Source organism: Streptomyces sp. M41(2017) (genome assembly GCF_002078175.1).
Lineage (GTDB): Bacteria > Actinomycetota > Actinomycetes > Streptomycetales > Streptomycetaceae > Streptomyces.
In genome coordinates this window covers 5,253,709-5,267,566 of the sequence record NZ_MWFK01000001.1, presented here as the reverse complement: position 1 = coordinate 5,267,566, position 13,858 = coordinate 5,253,709, and the positions used below count along the sequence as shown (strand labels likewise).

14 protein-coding genes are annotated in these 13,858 nt (G+C 72.7%); 7 read left to right on the top strand and 7 right to left on the bottom strand.

Annotated features, from left to right (window positions below; translation table 11 throughout):
• Positions 1 to 20 precede the first annotated feature (20 nt).
• The 3 genes from B0675_RS23000 to B0675_RS22990 all read right to left on the bottom strand — a co-directional run bounded on the left by B0675_RS23000 (position 21) and on the right by B0675_RS22990 (position 2,846).
• Complete coding sequence (locus B0675_RS23000) at positions 21 to 947, bottom strand: SDR family oxidoreductase (protein ID WP_081220702.1); 927 nt, start codon at positions 945 to 947, stop codon at positions 21 to 23.
• 184 nt (positions 948 to 1,131) lie between these two features.
• Positions 1,132 to 1,761, bottom strand: a complete 630-nt coding sequence (locus B0675_RS22995) for an MBL fold metallo-hydrolase (RefSeq protein WP_081220701.1) — start codon at positions 1,759 to 1,761, stop codon at positions 1,132 to 1,134.
• On the bottom strand, positions 1,761 to 2,846 hold the full coding sequence (locus B0675_RS22990) for an S-(hydroxymethyl)mycothiol dehydrogenase (protein WP_081220700.1): 1,086 nt from the start codon (positions 2,844 to 2,846) through the stop codon (positions 1,761 to 1,763). The genes B0675_RS22995 and B0675_RS22990 overlap by 1 nt, the downstream gene beginning before the upstream one ends.
• A gap of 145 nt (positions 2,847 to 2,991) precedes the next feature.
• Between B0675_RS22990 and B0675_RS22985 the strand changes: the two genes are divergently transcribed.
• On the top strand, positions 2,992 to 4,746 hold the full coding sequence (locus B0675_RS22985; protein WP_081220699.1) for an ABC transporter ATP-binding protein: 1,755 nt from the start codon (positions 2,992 to 2,994) through the stop codon (positions 4,744 to 4,746).
• Between the two features lie 605 nt (positions 4,747 to 5,351).
• Positions 5,352 to 6,260 carry an AraC family transcriptional regulator gene (locus B0675_RS22975; RefSeq protein WP_081220697.1) on the top strand — a complete coding sequence of 303 codons (909 nt, stop codon included), beginning with the start codon at positions 5,352 to 5,354 and terminating at the stop codon, positions 6,258 to 6,260.
• Positions 6,261 to 6,411: 151 nt separating this feature from the next.
• Here B0675_RS22975 and B0675_RS22970 read toward each other — a convergent pair whose 3' ends face one another.
• The gene (locus B0675_RS22970; RefSeq protein WP_081220696.1) at positions 6,412 to 6,708 is read right to left on the bottom strand and encodes a hypothetical protein; all 297 of its coding nucleotides are present in this window, start codon (positions 6,706 to 6,708) and stop codon (positions 6,412 to 6,414) included.
• Between the two features lie 172 nt (positions 6,709 to 6,880).
• On the opposite strand from B0675_RS22970, the gene B0675_RS22965 reads away from it, so the two are divergent.
• Together B0675_RS22965 and B0675_RS41020 are read left to right on the top strand one after the other, a co-directional pair.
• On the top strand, positions 6,881 to 7,246 hold the full coding sequence (locus B0675_RS22965; protein WP_081220695.1) for a nuclear transport factor 2 family protein: 366 nt from the start codon (positions 6,881 to 6,883) through the stop codon (positions 7,244 to 7,246).
• Complete coding sequence (locus tag B0675_RS41020) at positions 7,234 to 7,473, top strand: hypothetical protein (RefSeq protein WP_143661081.1); 240 nt, start codon at positions 7,234 to 7,236, stop codon at positions 7,471 to 7,473. Before B0675_RS22965 ends, B0675_RS41020 begins: the two co-directional genes overlap by 13 nt.
• A 138-nt stretch (positions 7,474 to 7,611) precedes the next feature.
• On the opposite strand, the gene B0675_RS22960 is transcribed toward B0675_RS41020, so the two are convergent.
• Complete coding sequence (locus tag B0675_RS22960) at positions 7,612 to 8,643, bottom strand: CU044_5270 family protein (RefSeq protein ID WP_081220694.1); 1,032 nt, start codon at positions 8,641 to 8,643, stop codon at positions 7,612 to 7,614.
• Positions 8,636 to 9,199 carry a sigma-70 family RNA polymerase sigma factor gene (locus tag B0675_RS22955; protein WP_081220693.1) on the bottom strand — a complete coding sequence of 188 codons (564 nt, stop codon included), beginning with the start codon at positions 9,197 to 9,199 and terminating at the stop codon, positions 8,636 to 8,638. Before B0675_RS22955 ends, B0675_RS22960 begins: the two co-directional genes overlap by 8 nt.
• Positions 9,200 to 9,305: 106 nt before the next feature.
• Between B0675_RS22955 and ctaD the strand changes: the two genes are divergently transcribed.
• Positions 9,306 to 10,994: a cytochrome c oxidase subunit I gene (ctaD, locus tag B0675_RS22950; RefSeq protein ID WP_081220692.1), complete on the top strand. Its 1,689-nt coding sequence runs from the start codon at positions 9,306 to 9,308 to the stop codon at positions 10,992 to 10,994.
• 5 nt (positions 10,995 to 10,999) lie between these two features.
• Positions 11,000 to 11,344, top strand: a complete 345-nt coding sequence (locus B0675_RS22945; RefSeq protein ID WP_107482707.1) for a hypothetical protein — start codon at positions 11,000 to 11,002, stop codon at positions 11,342 to 11,344.
• A gap of 7 nt (positions 11,345 to 11,351) precedes the next feature.
• Here B0675_RS22945 and B0675_RS22940 read toward each other — a convergent pair whose 3' ends face one another.
• Positions 11,352 to 12,353, bottom strand: coding sequence for a polyprenyl synthetase family protein (locus B0675_RS22940; protein ID WP_179165422.1), 1,002 nt, complete (start codon positions 12,351 to 12,353; stop codon positions 11,352 to 11,354).
• Positions 12,354 to 12,598: 245 nt separating this feature from the next.
• On the opposite strand from B0675_RS22940, the gene B0675_RS22935 reads away from it, so the two are divergent.
• Positions 12,599 to 13,831, top strand: coding sequence for a glycosyltransferase (locus B0675_RS22935; RefSeq protein WP_081220689.1), 1,233 nt, complete (start codon positions 12,599 to 12,601; stop codon positions 13,829 to 13,831).
• The last annotated feature ends 27 nt before the right edge of the window (positions 13,832 to 13,858 follow it).

Sequence of the window (13,858 nt, the reverse complement as noted above, 5' to 3'; positions counted from 1 at the left end):
GCGCCCCCGGCGTCACCGCCTCAGCGGTACCCGGTCACGTCCGCGGGCTTCCCCTTGTCCTGGACCTCGACCATGTAGCGCCAGGCGTCGGGACGGCTGCCGTCCCGGTCGGTGAAGCCGTACTCCCGGGCGAGCCGGCCGCCGGAGAGCGACTGCCCGTTCCAGCGGGCGACGTCCGGGTCGGCGGCCAGGGCGGCGACCGCGCGCCCCACGTAGAACGGTGTCTCGGAGATGGCGAAGTGCGGGACGCGTTCCTCGGCGTCGTGCCAGTTCTCCTCGGTCACGCCGAAGGCTTCGAGCATGATCTCCGAGCGCATCCAGCCGGGCGTGAGCGCGACGGCCGTGGCGCCGCGGGGGCCCAGTTCGTGTCCGAGGGCGAACGCCATGCGCAGGACGGCGGCCTTGGCGATGTCGTAGAAGAAGGACACCCTGTAGGTGTCGCGGTTGTACTCCGCCGTGCCGTCCGTCATCTCGACGACCAGGCCGCCGGGCCGGCGCAGCAGCAGGGGAAGGGCGTGGTGGCTGGTGACGGCGTGCGTCTCGACGGCGAGCCGCAGGAGGCGGAGGCCGTTGTCGAGGTCGTGCTCCCAGACGGGGGTGTCCCACTCGAAGAGCTTCTCGGAGCCCCAGATGTCGTTCACCAGGACGTCCAGGCGCCCCTGTTCGTCGGCGATGCGGGCGACGAGCGCCTCGACCTCGGCCGGTACGAGGTGGTCGGTGGGGACGGCGACGCCCCGGCCGCCCGCAGCGGTGACCAGGTCGGCGGTGTCCTCGATGGTCTCGGGGCGGTCGTACTCGGAGCGCCGGGCGCGGGTGCTCCGCCCCGTCACGTAGACGGTGGCGCCCGCGGCACCCAGTTCCACCGCGATCCCGCGGCCCGCTCCCCTGGTCCCGCCCGCGACCAGCGCGACCTTGTCCCGCAGTGTGCCTTCCGACGGCCCTGACATGTCCGACCTCCTGCCGTGGCGCACCCGGGCTGTCCCCGCCCGTGTGTCACTCCGAGCTTCTCCCGGAAGCCGGACATCTTCTGTCAGGTATTTCGGAGCGTTGCGGCTGTGCCTCGGGATGCCTTCCCGGCGGTCCCTCCGAGGGGCCGCCGGGTCCGGCTCGTGCGGGCGGCCCGTGCGGCCGTCAGTGCCCGCGGGCGATCCACTCCTCCAGGTGCGGGGCCTCCGCGCCGATCGTCGTCGTGTCGCCGTGTCCCGTCCGCACGACGGTGTCGGCCGGCAGGGCGAGCAGCCGGTCACGGATCGAGTCGATGATCGTCGGGAAGTGGGAGTAGGACCGGCCGGTCGCTCCCGGGCCGCCCTGGAAGAGGGTGTCACCGGAGAACAGCGTGCCGAGGCCCGGGTCGTAGAGGCAGACCGCGCCCGGTGCGTGGCCCGGGGTGTGCAGCACGGTGAGGTCCGCGCCCGCCGCCTCGATGACCTGCCCGTCCTGGAGCCAGGCGTCGGGCAGCCGGTCGGGGTGGGTGACCTTCCACAGCGGCAGGTCGTCGGGGTGCAGCCAGATGGTGGCGCCCGTGCGCTCGGCCAGGGCGGGGGCGGCGTCGATGTGGTCGTTGTGGGCGTGCGTACAGATGATCGCGGTCAGCCGCCGGTCGCCGACGGCCTCGGCGATGGCGTCGGCGTCGTGCGCGGCGTCGATGACGATCGCCTCGTGGTCGTCGCCCACGATCCACACGTTGTTGTCGACGTCCCAGGTGCCGCCGTCGAGCGAGAACGTGCCCGAGGTGACGAGGTGTTCGATGCGGGCGGCCATCAGAACATCACCACCGAGCGCAGCACGTCGCCGTGGTGCATCCGCTCGAACGCCGCCTCGATGTCGTCCAGCGCGATCGTCTCGCTGACGAACGCGCCGAGGTCCAGGCGGCCCTGGAGGTGGAGGTCGATCAGCATCGGGAAGTCGCGGGAGGGCAGGCAGTCGCCGTACCAGGACGACTTGAGGGAGCCGCCGCGGCCGAAGACGTCGAGCAGCGGGAGTTCGAGCTTCATCTCCGGGGTGGGGACACCGACGAGGACGACCGTGCCGGCGAGGTCGCGGGCGTAGAAGGCCTGCTGGTACGTCTCCGGGCGGCCCACGGCGTCGATGACGACGTCGGCGCCGAAGCCGCCGGTGAGGGCCCGGATCGCCTCGACGGCGTCGTTCTCACGGGAGTTGACGGTGTGGGTCGCGCCGAGCTTCTCGGCGGTCGTGAGCTTGCGGTCGTCGATGTCCACCGCGATGATCTTCGCGGCGCCGGCGAGGCGTGCGCCCGCGATCGCCGCGTCGCCGACTCCGCCGCAGCCGATCACGGCGACCGTGTCGCCCCGGCCGACGTTCCCCGTGTTGATGGCGGCGCCGATGCCGGCCATCACTCCGCAGCCGAGGAGACCGGCCACCGCCGGGGAGACGGAGGGGTCGACCTTGGTGCACTGGCCGGCGGCGACGAGCGTCTTCTCCGCGAAGGCGCCGATGCCGAGCGCCGGGGACAGCTCGGTGCCGTCCGTCAGCGTCATCCTCTGCTTCGCGTTGTGGGTGTCGAAGCAGTACCAGGGCCGCCCGCGCAGACAGGCACGACACTGCCCGCACACCGCGCGCCAGTTGAGGACGACGAAGTCGCCGGGCGCCACGTCCGTGACCCCGTCGCCGACCGACTCCACGATCCCGGCCGCCTCGTGACCGAGCAGGAACGGGAAGTCGTCGTTGATTCCGCCCTGCTTGTAGTGCAGGTCGGTGTGACAGACCCCGCAGGCCTGGATCTTCACCACGGCCTCGCCGGGTCCCGGATCCGGCACGACGATGGTCTCGACACGCACCGGCTCGTTCTTGCCCGGTGCGATCACGCCCCGTACTTCCTGCGCCATGTGACTGAGCCCCTTTTCGTAGTGGACGTTCCGTCGACCGACCCTACGGTGTGACCGGCCGGTAGAAGGCCAGGTGGCCCCGGCGTCCGGGGTCCGGTCGCCGACGTAGCCTGAGTGTCCCGTCTCAACTCCCGCGAGGAGCGCCGTGAGCCTGACCGACACCGCGGGGCGGGTGCCCCCGTGGCGCCTGCTGCTCGGGTACGTACGACCGCACCGCTGGGCGCTGTTCGCGGGCGCCCTGCTCGCGCTCGGCACCGGGGCGACCGGGCTGGTGCTTCCGCTGGTGGCGCGCGGGCTGATCGACGACCTGTCGCACGACCGGGCGATCGGCGGCGCGCTGCTCGGGATGGCGGCGCTGGTGGTGACCAACACGGCCGTGGGGGCGCTGGGTTCGTTCGTGCTCCGGCGCACCGCCGAGTCGGTGGTGCTCGGCGCGCGGCGGGCGCTGTCGTCGTACCTGCTGCGGCTTCGGATACCCGCGGTGGACCGCAGCGAGCCCGGTGACCTGATGGCCCGCATCACCTCGGACACGACACTGCTGCGCGAGGTCACCACCGATTCGCTGGTCGGCCTCGGCACCGGTGGTCTCACGCTGGTGGCGACGGTCGTGATGATGGGTCTGGTCGACGTGGTGCTCCTGGGCGTCACGGTGGGCGTGGTGCTGTGCGCGGGAACGGTGCTCGGACTGATCGTGCCGCGCATCAACCGGGCCAGCCGGCGGGCGCAGGACGCGGTCGGGGCGATGGGGGCCGCGCTGGAGCGGACCCTCGGCGCCCTGCGCACGGTCAAGGCGTCCGGTGCGGAGCACCGTGAGGAGGCGACCGTCCACGCGGCGGCCGAGGAGTCCTGGCGGCAGAGCGTCCGGGCCGCCAAGTGGTCGGCTGCGGCGGGCAACACGGCCGGTCTGGCCATGCAGACCGCGTTCATCACGGTCCTCGCGGTCGGCGGCGCCCGCGTCGCGACCGGCGCCATCGACGTGGGCACCCTGGTCGCCTTCCTGCTCTACGTCTTCTACCTGATGTCCCCGATCCAGCAGGTGGTGGGAGCGGTGACGCAGTACCAGTCCGGCGCCGCCGCCCTCTCCCGTATCGAGGAGGCCCTGCGGCTGCCCGCGGAACCGGCCGCCCGGCCCGCGCCGCTGCCCACCCCGGGCACCGAGCCGGCCGCCCTCGCGTTCGACGACGTCCGCTTCCGGTACGCGGACGATCTGCCGTACGTCCACCACGGGGTGACGTTCACCGTCCCGGCCCGCGGACTCACCGCGTTCGTCGGCCCGTCCGGCGCGGGCAAGACCACGGTGTTCTCGCTCATCGAGCGGTTCTACGACCCCGAGGCCGGCCTGATCACGGTGGACGGCCGGCCGCTGGAGGACTGGGACCTGCCGCTGCTGCGGTCCGCCATCGGCTACGTGGAGCAGGACGCCCCGGTGCTGTCGGGTTCGCTGCGGGACAACCTCCTGATGGGCAATCCCGAAGCCGAGGAGGGCGAGCTGGCCCGGGTGCTCAGGACGACGCGGCTGGACGGTCTGGTCTCGCGGCTGCCGCGTGGGCTGGAGACGCTCGTCGGCCATCGCGGCACGAAGCTGTCGGGCGGGGAACGCCAGCGCGTCGCGATCGCCCGGGCTCTGCTGCGCCGCCCCCGGCTGCTGCTTCTCGACGAGGCCACGTCGCAATTGGACGCCGTGAACGAGGCCGCGCTGCGGGACACGGTCGCCGACGTGGCGCGGACGACGACGGTGCTGGTGGTCGCGCACCGGCTGTCCACCGTGACGACGGCCGACCGCATCGTGGTCATGGACGCGGGCCGGGTCCGCGCCGTCGGCACACACCGGGAGCTGGTGGCCGCCGACCCGCTCTACGCAGAACTCGCCACCACCCAGTTCCTCGCGACGACCGGCTGAGCCGGGGCGGGCCCGGCCGACGCCGAACAGGTCCGCGGACCAGAGGAAGCGCGGCCGGGGCAGGGGGAACGGGCCGGGGCCGAGGAACCGGTGCCGGCGGCCGAGAAGAGGAGCCCCCCGGGCCGAGGAGCGGCCGAACCCCGGGCAGGGGAACGACCCCGGCCGAGGAACTCGACAGGACCCGAGCAGGAGAGCGACCCCGGCCGGGGAGTCACGGCCGGTGCCGGAAGGGGGGCGGTCCGGGTCGACCGCCCGAGCCGGCTGAAACCGGCCGAAGGCGTCCCCGCCGAGGAGGCCGCGGTCATCGCCGCGGGCCGGGTCGGGGCGGCCGTCACGCCGGACCGGATCGAGTGATCGTTCCGGAGCGTCCCACGGCCGCGGAACAGGGGATTGCCGTGCGGATCGTCGCGAATCAGCGGTGATCCACACGACACCTCCCGAACCGCCACCGTTCGCTCACGGTGAGCGATGTCCTGGAATTCCTTGGCCGGGGACCGCCTCTCCTTTAGGGTGATGCCTCCTTCCGCCACTCGGGGCGCCGTCCGCTCGGCGTGCGCCCCTCACCGCGCGGCAGGGCACGTCCCACCCGGATACACAGGCGACTCATGACGGTCAGATACGGACACCCGGCCGGGCAGGCCACCCCCGAGGACACCTCCGCGGCCTCCGTCGGCACCGCCGCCGGACTGGAAGTGATCCCGCTGGCCGCCCTGCGCGCCGCGTCCCGCAGCGGCGGGACCGGTCCCGACAGGCCCCAGCGCCCCGCCTGTCACCACCTGCTGACGCTCTCCTCGGGCACCCTGCGGCCGACCGTGGACTTCACCGTCTACGACGTCGGGCCCGGCGCCTGGCTGTGGGCCCGCCCCGGCCAGGTCCTCCAGTGGGGAGACCTCACGCACGCCGAGGGGACGGTGATCGTCTTCGAGCGCGACGTCCCCGACCCGGCCACCGCGCGCGCGACGGGGCTCGACGATCCGCACGCGCGCGTGCTGCGCACCCCGGAGGCCGGGGACGCCGTGTCCCTGCGGGCGGCGGGCGACCATCTGCGGCACGAGTTCCTGGGCCGCGGCGGACTGCCGGCCGACGCGCACGCCGCCGTACTGCGTCATCTGCTGGACGTGCTGATCCTGCGGGTGGCCCATCTCGACACGCCGGGCGACCCGCACCAGGAACCAGGCGAAACCTTTCTGCGGTTCCGTGCCGCGGTCGAACGGGACTTCGCGCGCACCCGCCGCGTCGACGACTACGCCGTCGCTCTCGGCTACTCGACGCGGACGCTGTCCCGGGCGACCCTGGACGCGGTGGGGGTCGGCGCCAAGGAGTTCGTCGACCGCCGGGTCGTCCTGGAGGCGAAGCGGCTGCTCGCCCACACCGATCTGGCGGCCGCCCGTATAGCCGGCCTCCTGGGCTTCTCCAGCGCCACGAACTTCGCGAAGTACTTCCACCAGCGGGCCGGGCAGGCCCCGATCGCGTTCCGCACGGCGGTCCGGGGTGAGGGGCCGCCCGGGGCGTGAGTCCCGGACCGGACCCCCTGAACTCGACGACTCCGGCGCGGCGCGCTCCCCCGGTGGACACGGACAGCCGCGACGACGGTGGGCCCCGCGGAACGTCGTCGTTCCGCGGGGCCCACCGTCGTCGCGCCGGAGCCGGCGCACGCTCGCTCCGCTAGCTCTCGATGCCGCCGAGCAGCCCGGTGACGGGCGCGGCGAGGTCGGTGACCTGGTGGAGCTGATTCAGGTCGTTCAGCCCGTTGAGGCCCTTGAGCTGCGCGGAGGGCCTCGGGAGCTCGGCCTGGTGCTCGGCCGGGATGTCGCTCAGGGCGAGCGAGTCGAGCGTGGCGATGGGGTTCAGCTTCCCGGCGTCGTGGGCCTCGGAGCCCGCCGCGGCCGCCATCGGGGCGGCGAGTCCCGTGACGCCGATGGCGAGACCGACGGCGGCGGCGATACGTCGTGTTGAGATCATGCCTTCAGCAACGGCCACGGACCCCGCGCGGACACGGCCCGCCCGCCGGGCTCACCCGAGAGGCGCATCACGGGGGCCCGCGTTTGCCGTCCGCCCCGGGGCGGAGGACGCTCGGTAGAGAGGCCCTTCGCGCCGGCTCCTGGCCGGTCGCGGACTTCCCGAGGAGGTCACCATGGGCACAGCGGCAGCCCCCGTCTTCGACACCGAAGCACTGCGCCGGGGCATTGAGGGACACAGGGCGGCAGATCTGCTGTCGCTCTACGCCGACGACGCGGAACTGCGGGTCGTCGACCGGAACACCCAGCCCAGCCATCCGATGGTCAAACACGGTCGCGCCGAGATCGGCGCCATGCTCGACGACGTGTACAGCCGGGACATGACGCACACGATGGACCAGTGCGTCGTCCAGGGCGACCATGTCGCCTTCACCGAGTCCTGCGAGTACCCCGACGGGGTCCGGGTGATGAGCACGTCGATGATGTCGCTCCGCGACGGCAAGATCGTCGACCAGACGCTGGTACAGGCATGGGACGAGTAGGAAGGAACTGGCCGAAGGTCCAGATCAGGTCGAGTCTGAACTGGACCTTCTCGGCGAGCGCGGGGATGGGCCGTTCCAGGCCGACCCGGACGCGGCGCCGGCCGGTCTCCGCGGCGGGCCTGCGGGTGTCCGCCTCCCTGCTGGACTCCCTCCTCAGGGCGGCGCGTTCGCAGCAGCCGCCCGGCAACCCGCGGGCCGTCCGCCGGCTGCGCATCCGACGGCGGTGAGCCCGGACTCGGCGCCCGCGGACGGGGACGCCGGGGTGCGCCGGTCGGTCCGGTGCCCCGAGGACCCGACGGCCACCGCCGTGCCCTCGAAGCGGACCGTCGCGAAGGCCCGTCCGCCCGAGGAGTCGGCGCGGGAAGTCAGCGCAGCCAGGCGGAGTAGGACATCACGTCGCCCTTCTTCACGCCCCACTCGGGGTCGCCCCGGGTGACGGTGTCCTCCAGGCCGAGGACCGTTCCGGTCGCCGGGTCCAGGATGAGCATCCGGCGGACCGAGTGGGCCCTGTCCGCGTAGACGTACGCCTGTCCGGGGCGGCCCAGCCGGTCGGTGACGGCTCCGACCGGGCGCAGGTCCGGGGCGTCGGCGAGGACGCGGGTGAGGGCGGCGGTCTCCCGGCTGCCGAGCGTCCAGTTGTCTAGCAACGTGCCGACGGCGTCGAGGAGGCCACCGGTGTCCATGGCGTCGAGGCGGTCGATCTCCTCCAGGTAGGCACGCAACCGCCGTGTGTCGTGCGGGGGCCGGGCGCTCGGCGGGGCGTCGCTCCAGCTCGGCGGGTACGTCCGACGGCTGATGACATGGCCGTCCTCGACCGTGCGGGGGACGGGATCGGCGTCGGTGACGACGGGCTTGCCGGGGTGGCTCGGGTCGGTCGCCACGACCAGTTCCGTGCGGCTGTCGTCCGCCGCCCAGCGCACGACGCGTTCCTCGGGCAGGGTGACGGGCGGGCGGGCACCGGGCCCCGAGGTCATGCTCAGGCTCCAGGTCTGCACATGGGTTCCCTGGCGGAGCCCGAGTCGCGCACCCTGAGCGGCGGCCCGGTCGGCGAGCACGTCCAGGGGCAGCGGGGCCGAGCCCGTCTCGACGACCAGGGGGCGCGGGGCGGCGACCGCGGGGACGGTGCCGGGACCGGACAGGGTGAGGGCCAGGACGACGGCGCCGACGGCGGCCGCCGCCGTGACGGTCCAGGCCCAGTCGCGGGGGCGGCTCGGCCGGAGGGCGTCGAACAGCGGGCCGAGGCCGGGACGGCGGCCGGTCCTGGGCCGCGCACGGCCGGTGCGGGTGAGGACCTGGAGGCGGCGTTCGGCCCCCGGGTCGAGCGGACGGTCGTGGAAGCGGGGGTCGTCGGCGGGCACCGGGTTGGCGCGGCGCAGCAGGTCGAGTTCGTCAGCCATGGCCGTCTTCCTTCGGGGTGTCGCGGCGGGGCGTCGCGGAGCCGGCGGCCACGCTGATCCGCAGGCCGTCTATCTCGGCGGCGAGCCGGCGGCGGGCCCGGTGCAGGCGCATCGCCGCGGCGCGGCTGCCGCAGCCGAGCGCGACGGCGATCTCGTCGACACCGAGTTCCTCCCAGGCCGTCAGGCGCAGGACTTCCTGGTCGGACGGGGCGAGCCGGGCCAGCGCCTCGTGCACCCAGTCGGCGGGGGAACCGGCGTCGGGGCCCTGGACGACGTGCTTGCCGTGCGCGCTCTCGTCGTTGCCGATCCGGTCGAGGAGCCTGCGGCGGCGCCCGTAGCCGCGTACCGCGTTGGCCAGGCAGTGGCGGGCCACGCCGTACAGCCAGGGAAGAGGGGTGGCCGGCAGGTCGTTCCGCCGTCGCCAGGCGACGGTGAAGACCTCGGCCACCACCTCCTCGACATCACTGCTGCGGCCGTCCAGTCGCCGCGCAACATAGCGGCTGACCGCCCAGTAGTGCTCGCGATAGGCAGCGGCGAAGCTCTCGTCGTCGCTCATGATCGGTAGGTGTCCGGCACGTCCTCCGTGGTCACACCCGTGTGGTGTGACGCTCGTCGCAGGACTTCAGTGTGACGGCGGTGCGGGCGCCGGACACAGGCGGGGCATGGAGAGCAACACTGACACGGCGCTGCCCGCGCCCCCTCCGGTGCGCGTACGCCGCCGGGGAACCGCCGCGGTGCGATGGCTGACCACCACGGACCACAAGACGATCGGAACGCTCTATCTGGTCACGGCGTTCGGGTTCTTCTGCCTTGCCGGGGTGATGGCGCTGCTGATGCGCGCCGAACTGGCGCGCCCCGGGCTGCAGATCATGTCGAACGAGCAGTTCAACCAGGCGTTCACGATGCACGGCACGGTCATGCTGTTGATGTTCGCGACCCCGCTGTTCGCCGGGTTCGCGAACTGGATCATGCCGTTGCAGATCGGTGCGCCCGATGTGGCGTTCCCCCGGTTGAACATGCTGGCCTACTGGCTCTATCTGCTCGGTTCGCTCATCGCGGTCGGCGGGTTCCTCACCCCGCAGGGCGCGGCCGACTTCGGCTGGTTCGCGTACGCCCCGCTGTCGGACGCGGTGCACTCTCCGGGTGTCGGAGCCGACATGTGGATCATGGGGCTGGCCTTCTCCGGCTTCGGCACGATCCTCGGTTCGGTCAACTTCATCACGACGATCATCTGTATGCGGGCCCCCGGCATGACGATGTTCCGGATGCCGATCTTCGTGTGGAACGTGCTGCTCACGGGTGTCCTGGTGCTGCTCGCCTTCCCCGTCCTCGCGGCGGCGCTGTTCGCCCTGGAGGCGGACCGGAAGTTCGGTGCCCACGTGTTCGACGCGGCGAACGGCGGGGCGCTGCTCTGGCAGCACCTCTTCTGGTTCTTCGGTCATCCGGAGGTGTACATCATCGCGCTGCCCTTCTTCGGGATCATCAGCGAGGTGATCCCGGTGTTCTCCCGCAAGCCGATGTTCGGGTACATGGGACTGATCGGGGCGACCATCGCGATCGCCGGTCTGTCGGTGACCGTGTGGGCGCACCACATGTACGTCACGGGCGGTGTCCTGCTGCCCTTCTTCTCGTTCATGACGTTCCTGATCGCGGTGCCGACGGGCGTGAAGTTCTTCAACTGGATCGGCACGATGTGGCAGGGTTCGCTGTCCTTCGAGACGCCGATGCTGTGGGCGGTCGGCTTCCTGGTGACCTTCGTGTTCGGCGGCCTGACGGGGGTGATGCTCGCCTCTCCGCCGATGGACCTTCCCGTCTCGGACAGCTACTTCGTGGTGGCGCACTTCCACTACGTGATCTTCGGGACGGTCGTGTTCGCGATGTTCTCCGGATTCCACTTCTGGTGGCCCAAGTTCACCGGCCGGATGCTGGACGAGCGCCTCGGGAAGATCACCTTCTGGACGCTGTTCATCGGCTTCCACGGCACCTTCCTCGTCCAGCACTGGCTGGGCGCCAACGGCATGCAGCGCCGGATCCCGGACTACCTGGCGGTGGAGGGGCTCACCACGCTCAACACGGTGTCGACCATCTCGTCGTTCCTGCTCGGCATCTCGTTCCTGCCGTTCCTCTACAACGTCTGGAGGACCGCCCGGTACGGGGCGAAGGTCGAGGTGGACGACCCGTGGGGGTACGGCCGTTCCCTGGAGTGGGCCACCTCCTGTCCGCCGCCCCGCCACAACTTCCGCGTCCTGCCGCGCATCCGGTCGGAGTCCCCGGCGTTCGACCTGCACCATCCCGGGATCGACGCCGCTCGGGCCGTCCGCTCGGAGGCGGCGACCGGGCAGCTGCGGTGACGGCCATGGACGACCGTCCGGCGACGGCGGACGCCCTGATCAGGGAACTGGAGGGTCATCTCCTCGTCGCGGCCGCACGGGCGGAGGGCCGCGCCGAGGCGGTGCGCTTCGCCGGCTCGCTGGCGTGGCTCACGGACAGCCAGCGCGACGAGGTGGAGACCCGGTTCGAGGAGGCCCACCTCGCGCTCGCCCGGCTGGCCTGGGAGCGAACCGCCCGCCGGGGTATCGAGCTGCGGGCGGAGTACGAGGAGCGGTACCGCGCCCTGCGCGGACGCTGGTGCGCGGCAGTCCTTCTGGGCGCCGCCCTCGCGTCGGCGGCGCTGGCGCTGACGACCGCCCGGGTCGGGTGACCCGGGCTCAGTCGCGGGCCGGGGCCGCGCCCGCGACGGACTCCTCGGGGCGCAGCAGCATCGGGGAGGCGAGGTCCACCAGGTCGTGCAGGAGGGCGAGATGGGCGGTGTCCCCGCCGAGTTTGTCGAGGAGTCCGTGCGCTCCGTCCCGGAAGCGGATGAGGTCCTCCTCGTACGGGCGGAGCACGTCCGGGGCGAGCAGGACCGTGGTGAGTGCGGCACGGGCCTCGGGTGAGTGCCGTGCGTCGGCGTGCAGACGCAGGACCTCGTCGACGCCGTCGGGCGCGGCGTTGTCCAGGGCGCACGCCAGCAGGTAGGTCACCGTGCCGTTGGCCAGGTCCTCGTTGCGTCCGGTCAGGATGTCGTGCTGGTCGTTGAACAGCTGCCACAGGATGCCGAAGGCGTTGCCGAACTCCCGCCACAGTTCGACTCGTTCGTCGGTCCGGCCCGCCAGCTCGGCGGCCATGGCGGTGACCATGCTGAACGGTGCCCCGGACTTCCCGAGATAGGCCGCGATCACCGCCTCGCGCGTGGCGGCCCCGACGTCCGCGCGCAGGTCCCTCAACTGCCCCTCGCTCGCGCTGATCCAGCACCGCACCACCTCGGCGGACAACGGGCCGCGGGCCGCCTCGGGGATGCGCGGGGACTGAACGACGAGCAGGGGCAGCATGGTTCCGCCGATGACGGTGGCGAGCAGCGCCTCGCTCTCGTCCAGACTGCCGGCGGCGGAGGCCGCCTGGCCGTCCGCGAGGTCGTCCAGGTAGCACGCGGCGGTCCACCACAGGTCGCTGACGACGGCGAGCGGGACGGCCGGCCCGGGTGCGCCCGTCTCCACGCCGTGGACGATCAGCGGCAGTACGCCGAGGGGGTAGGTGAACGTCCGGTTCTCCAGGAGTTCGGCCACCACCGCCCGGACCGACCCGGCGGACGCACCCAGCAGACCGAGCACGGCCTCCCGCTCCGCCCGGATGTCCGAGGACATCTCACGATGCAGATCCACGTACGACATCACCTGCACGGGCCCACCCCCCAGCGCTGAGATTAATCGAGCACTGATTCGATCATTCGGCATCATCGGGAGCTAGGGCGAATTTGGGCCATGGCCGACTTCTGATTCCCGGTCCACCGTGCGGCCGGTGGCTGATCCCGCCCTTGTTTCGGGCGATCCGCCGTCGATCCGCGACGCACGGGGGGCCCGCCCGGGGTCGTGACGGCCGTGCGACCGGCATACTGACCGTCGTGCGAGTAGCGATCATGACCGCGGGTTCGCGGGGCGACGTGGCACCGTTCACCGGGCTCGGCCACGGCCTGGTGCGGGCCGGGCACGACGTCACCCTGGTGACGCACGGATGTTTCGAACCGCTGGTCGCCGGATCGGGGGTCGGCTTCCACGCGCTCCCCGTCGATCCCCGCGCCGAGCTGGAGTCGGCGCGCGGGCAGCGGCTGCACCGCAGCGTCACCGGGGTCGGCAAGATCGTGCGGCTCGTCGAGATGGCCCGGGCCCTCGTCGGCACCCTGACCGAGGACCTGATCGCGGCCGCCCGCCAAAGCGACGTCCTCCTGCTGTCCGGCTCGCTGGGGCCGCTCGGGCTCGCCGTCGCGGAAGGTCTGTCCCTGCCGAGCATCGGCGTACATCTCCAACCGCTCTCCTCCACACGCGAGTTCGCGCCCCCGGTCATGGGCGTCCGGTCCTGGGGGCCGACCGTCAACCGGGCGGCCGGGACCGGGGTGAGCCTGGCCGTGGAGCGGGTCTACGCGGACACCGTACGGACCCTGCGCGCACGGCTCGGGCTGCCGCCGCTCGGCCCCCTCGCGGCGCACCGTTCCCGTGAGGGGAGCAACTGGCCCGTCCAGCACGGCTTCAGCCCGCTGGTCGTGCCGCGGCCGCGCGACTGGCGGCCCGGTCTCGACGTGTCCGGCTACTGGTGGCCCCACGACCCTCCGGACGCCCGACTCCCGGACGCCCTGCGGGATTTCCTGAACGCCGGACCACCGCCGGTCTTCGTCGGACTGGGCAGTGCCACCGTCCCCGATCCCGGGCGGCTGAGCGCCGAGGTCGTGCGGGCCCTGCGGGCCGCCGGGCTGCGCGGTGTGATCCAGCGGGGGTGGGGCGGACTGCACGCCACCGGCGACGACATGATCACGGTCGGCGAGGTGCCGCACGCGCTGCTCTTCCCCCGCGTCGCCGCCGTGGTCCACCACGCCGGAGCGGGCACGACGGCCGCCGGGCTGCGGGCCGGCGTTCCCGCCGTGCCGGTGCCGGTCCAGTTCGACGAAGGCTTCTGGGCCGCCCGGCTCGTGTCCCTCGGCGTCTCGCCGGGTGGATTCACGGTGCGGGGGCTGCGCGCCGACCGGTTGGCGGCGGCCCTGGTGCGGGCGACCACGGAACCCGCGTACCGTCGGCGCGCCCAGGCCCTGGCGGAACGGTTGCGCGCCGAGGAAGGCGTCGCCCCGGTCGCCCGGGCCCTGGGCCGGCTGGGGAGATGAGCGGACCGCCGGGCCCTCACGGGCCCG

Bases quoted from the DNA above. Each gene is read 5' to 3' on its own strand.
- B0675_RS22990 (WP_081220700.1), bottom strand. From the start codon at position 2,846: ATGGCGCAGGAAGTACGGGGCGTGATCGCACCGGGCAAGAACGAGCCG.
- B0675_RS22970 (WP_081220696.1), bottom strand. From the start codon at position 6,708: ATGATCTCAACACGACGTATCGCCGCCGCCGTCGGTCTCGCCATCGGC.
- ctaD (WP_081220692.1), top strand. From the start codon at position 9,306: ATGGAGAGCAACACTGACACGGCGCTGCCCGCGCCCCCTCCGGTGCGC.
- B0675_RS22955 (WP_081220693.1), bottom strand. From the start codon at position 9,199: ATGAGCGACGACGAGAGCTTCGCCGCTGCCTATCGCGAGCACTACTGG.
- B0675_RS22935 (WP_081220689.1), top strand. From the start codon at position 12,599: ATGACCGCGGGTTCGCGGGGCGACGTGGCACCGTTCACCGGGCTCGGC.
- B0675_RS23000 (WP_081220702.1), bottom strand. From the start codon at position 947: ATGTCAGGGCCGTCGGAAGGCACACTGCGGGACAAGGTCGCGCTGGTC.
- B0675_RS22940 (WP_179165422.1), bottom strand. From the start codon at position 12,353: ATGTCGTACGTGGATCTGCATCGTGAGATGTCCTCGGACATCCGGGCG.
- B0675_RS41020 (WP_143661081.1), top strand. From the start codon at position 7,234: ATGGGACGAGTAGGAAGGAACTGGCCGAAGGTCCAGATCAGGTCGAGT.
- B0675_RS22965 (WP_081220695.1), top strand. From the start codon at position 6,881: ATGGGCACAGCGGCAGCCCCCGTCTTCGACACCGAAGCACTGCGCCGG.
- B0675_RS22945 (WP_107482707.1), top strand. From the start codon at position 11,000: ATGGACGACCGTCCGGCGACGGCGGACGCCCTGATCAGGGAACTGGAG.
- B0675_RS22960 (WP_081220694.1), bottom strand. From the start codon at position 8,643: ATGGCTGACGAACTCGACCTGCTGCGCCGCGCCAACCCGGTGCCCGCC.
- B0675_RS22995 (WP_081220701.1), bottom strand. From the start codon at position 1,761: ATGGCCGCCCGCATCGAACACCTCGTCACCTCGGGCACGTTCTCGCTC.
- B0675_RS22975 (WP_081220697.1), top strand. From the start codon at position 5,352: ATGACGGTCAGATACGGACACCCGGCCGGGCAGGCCACCCCCGAGGAC.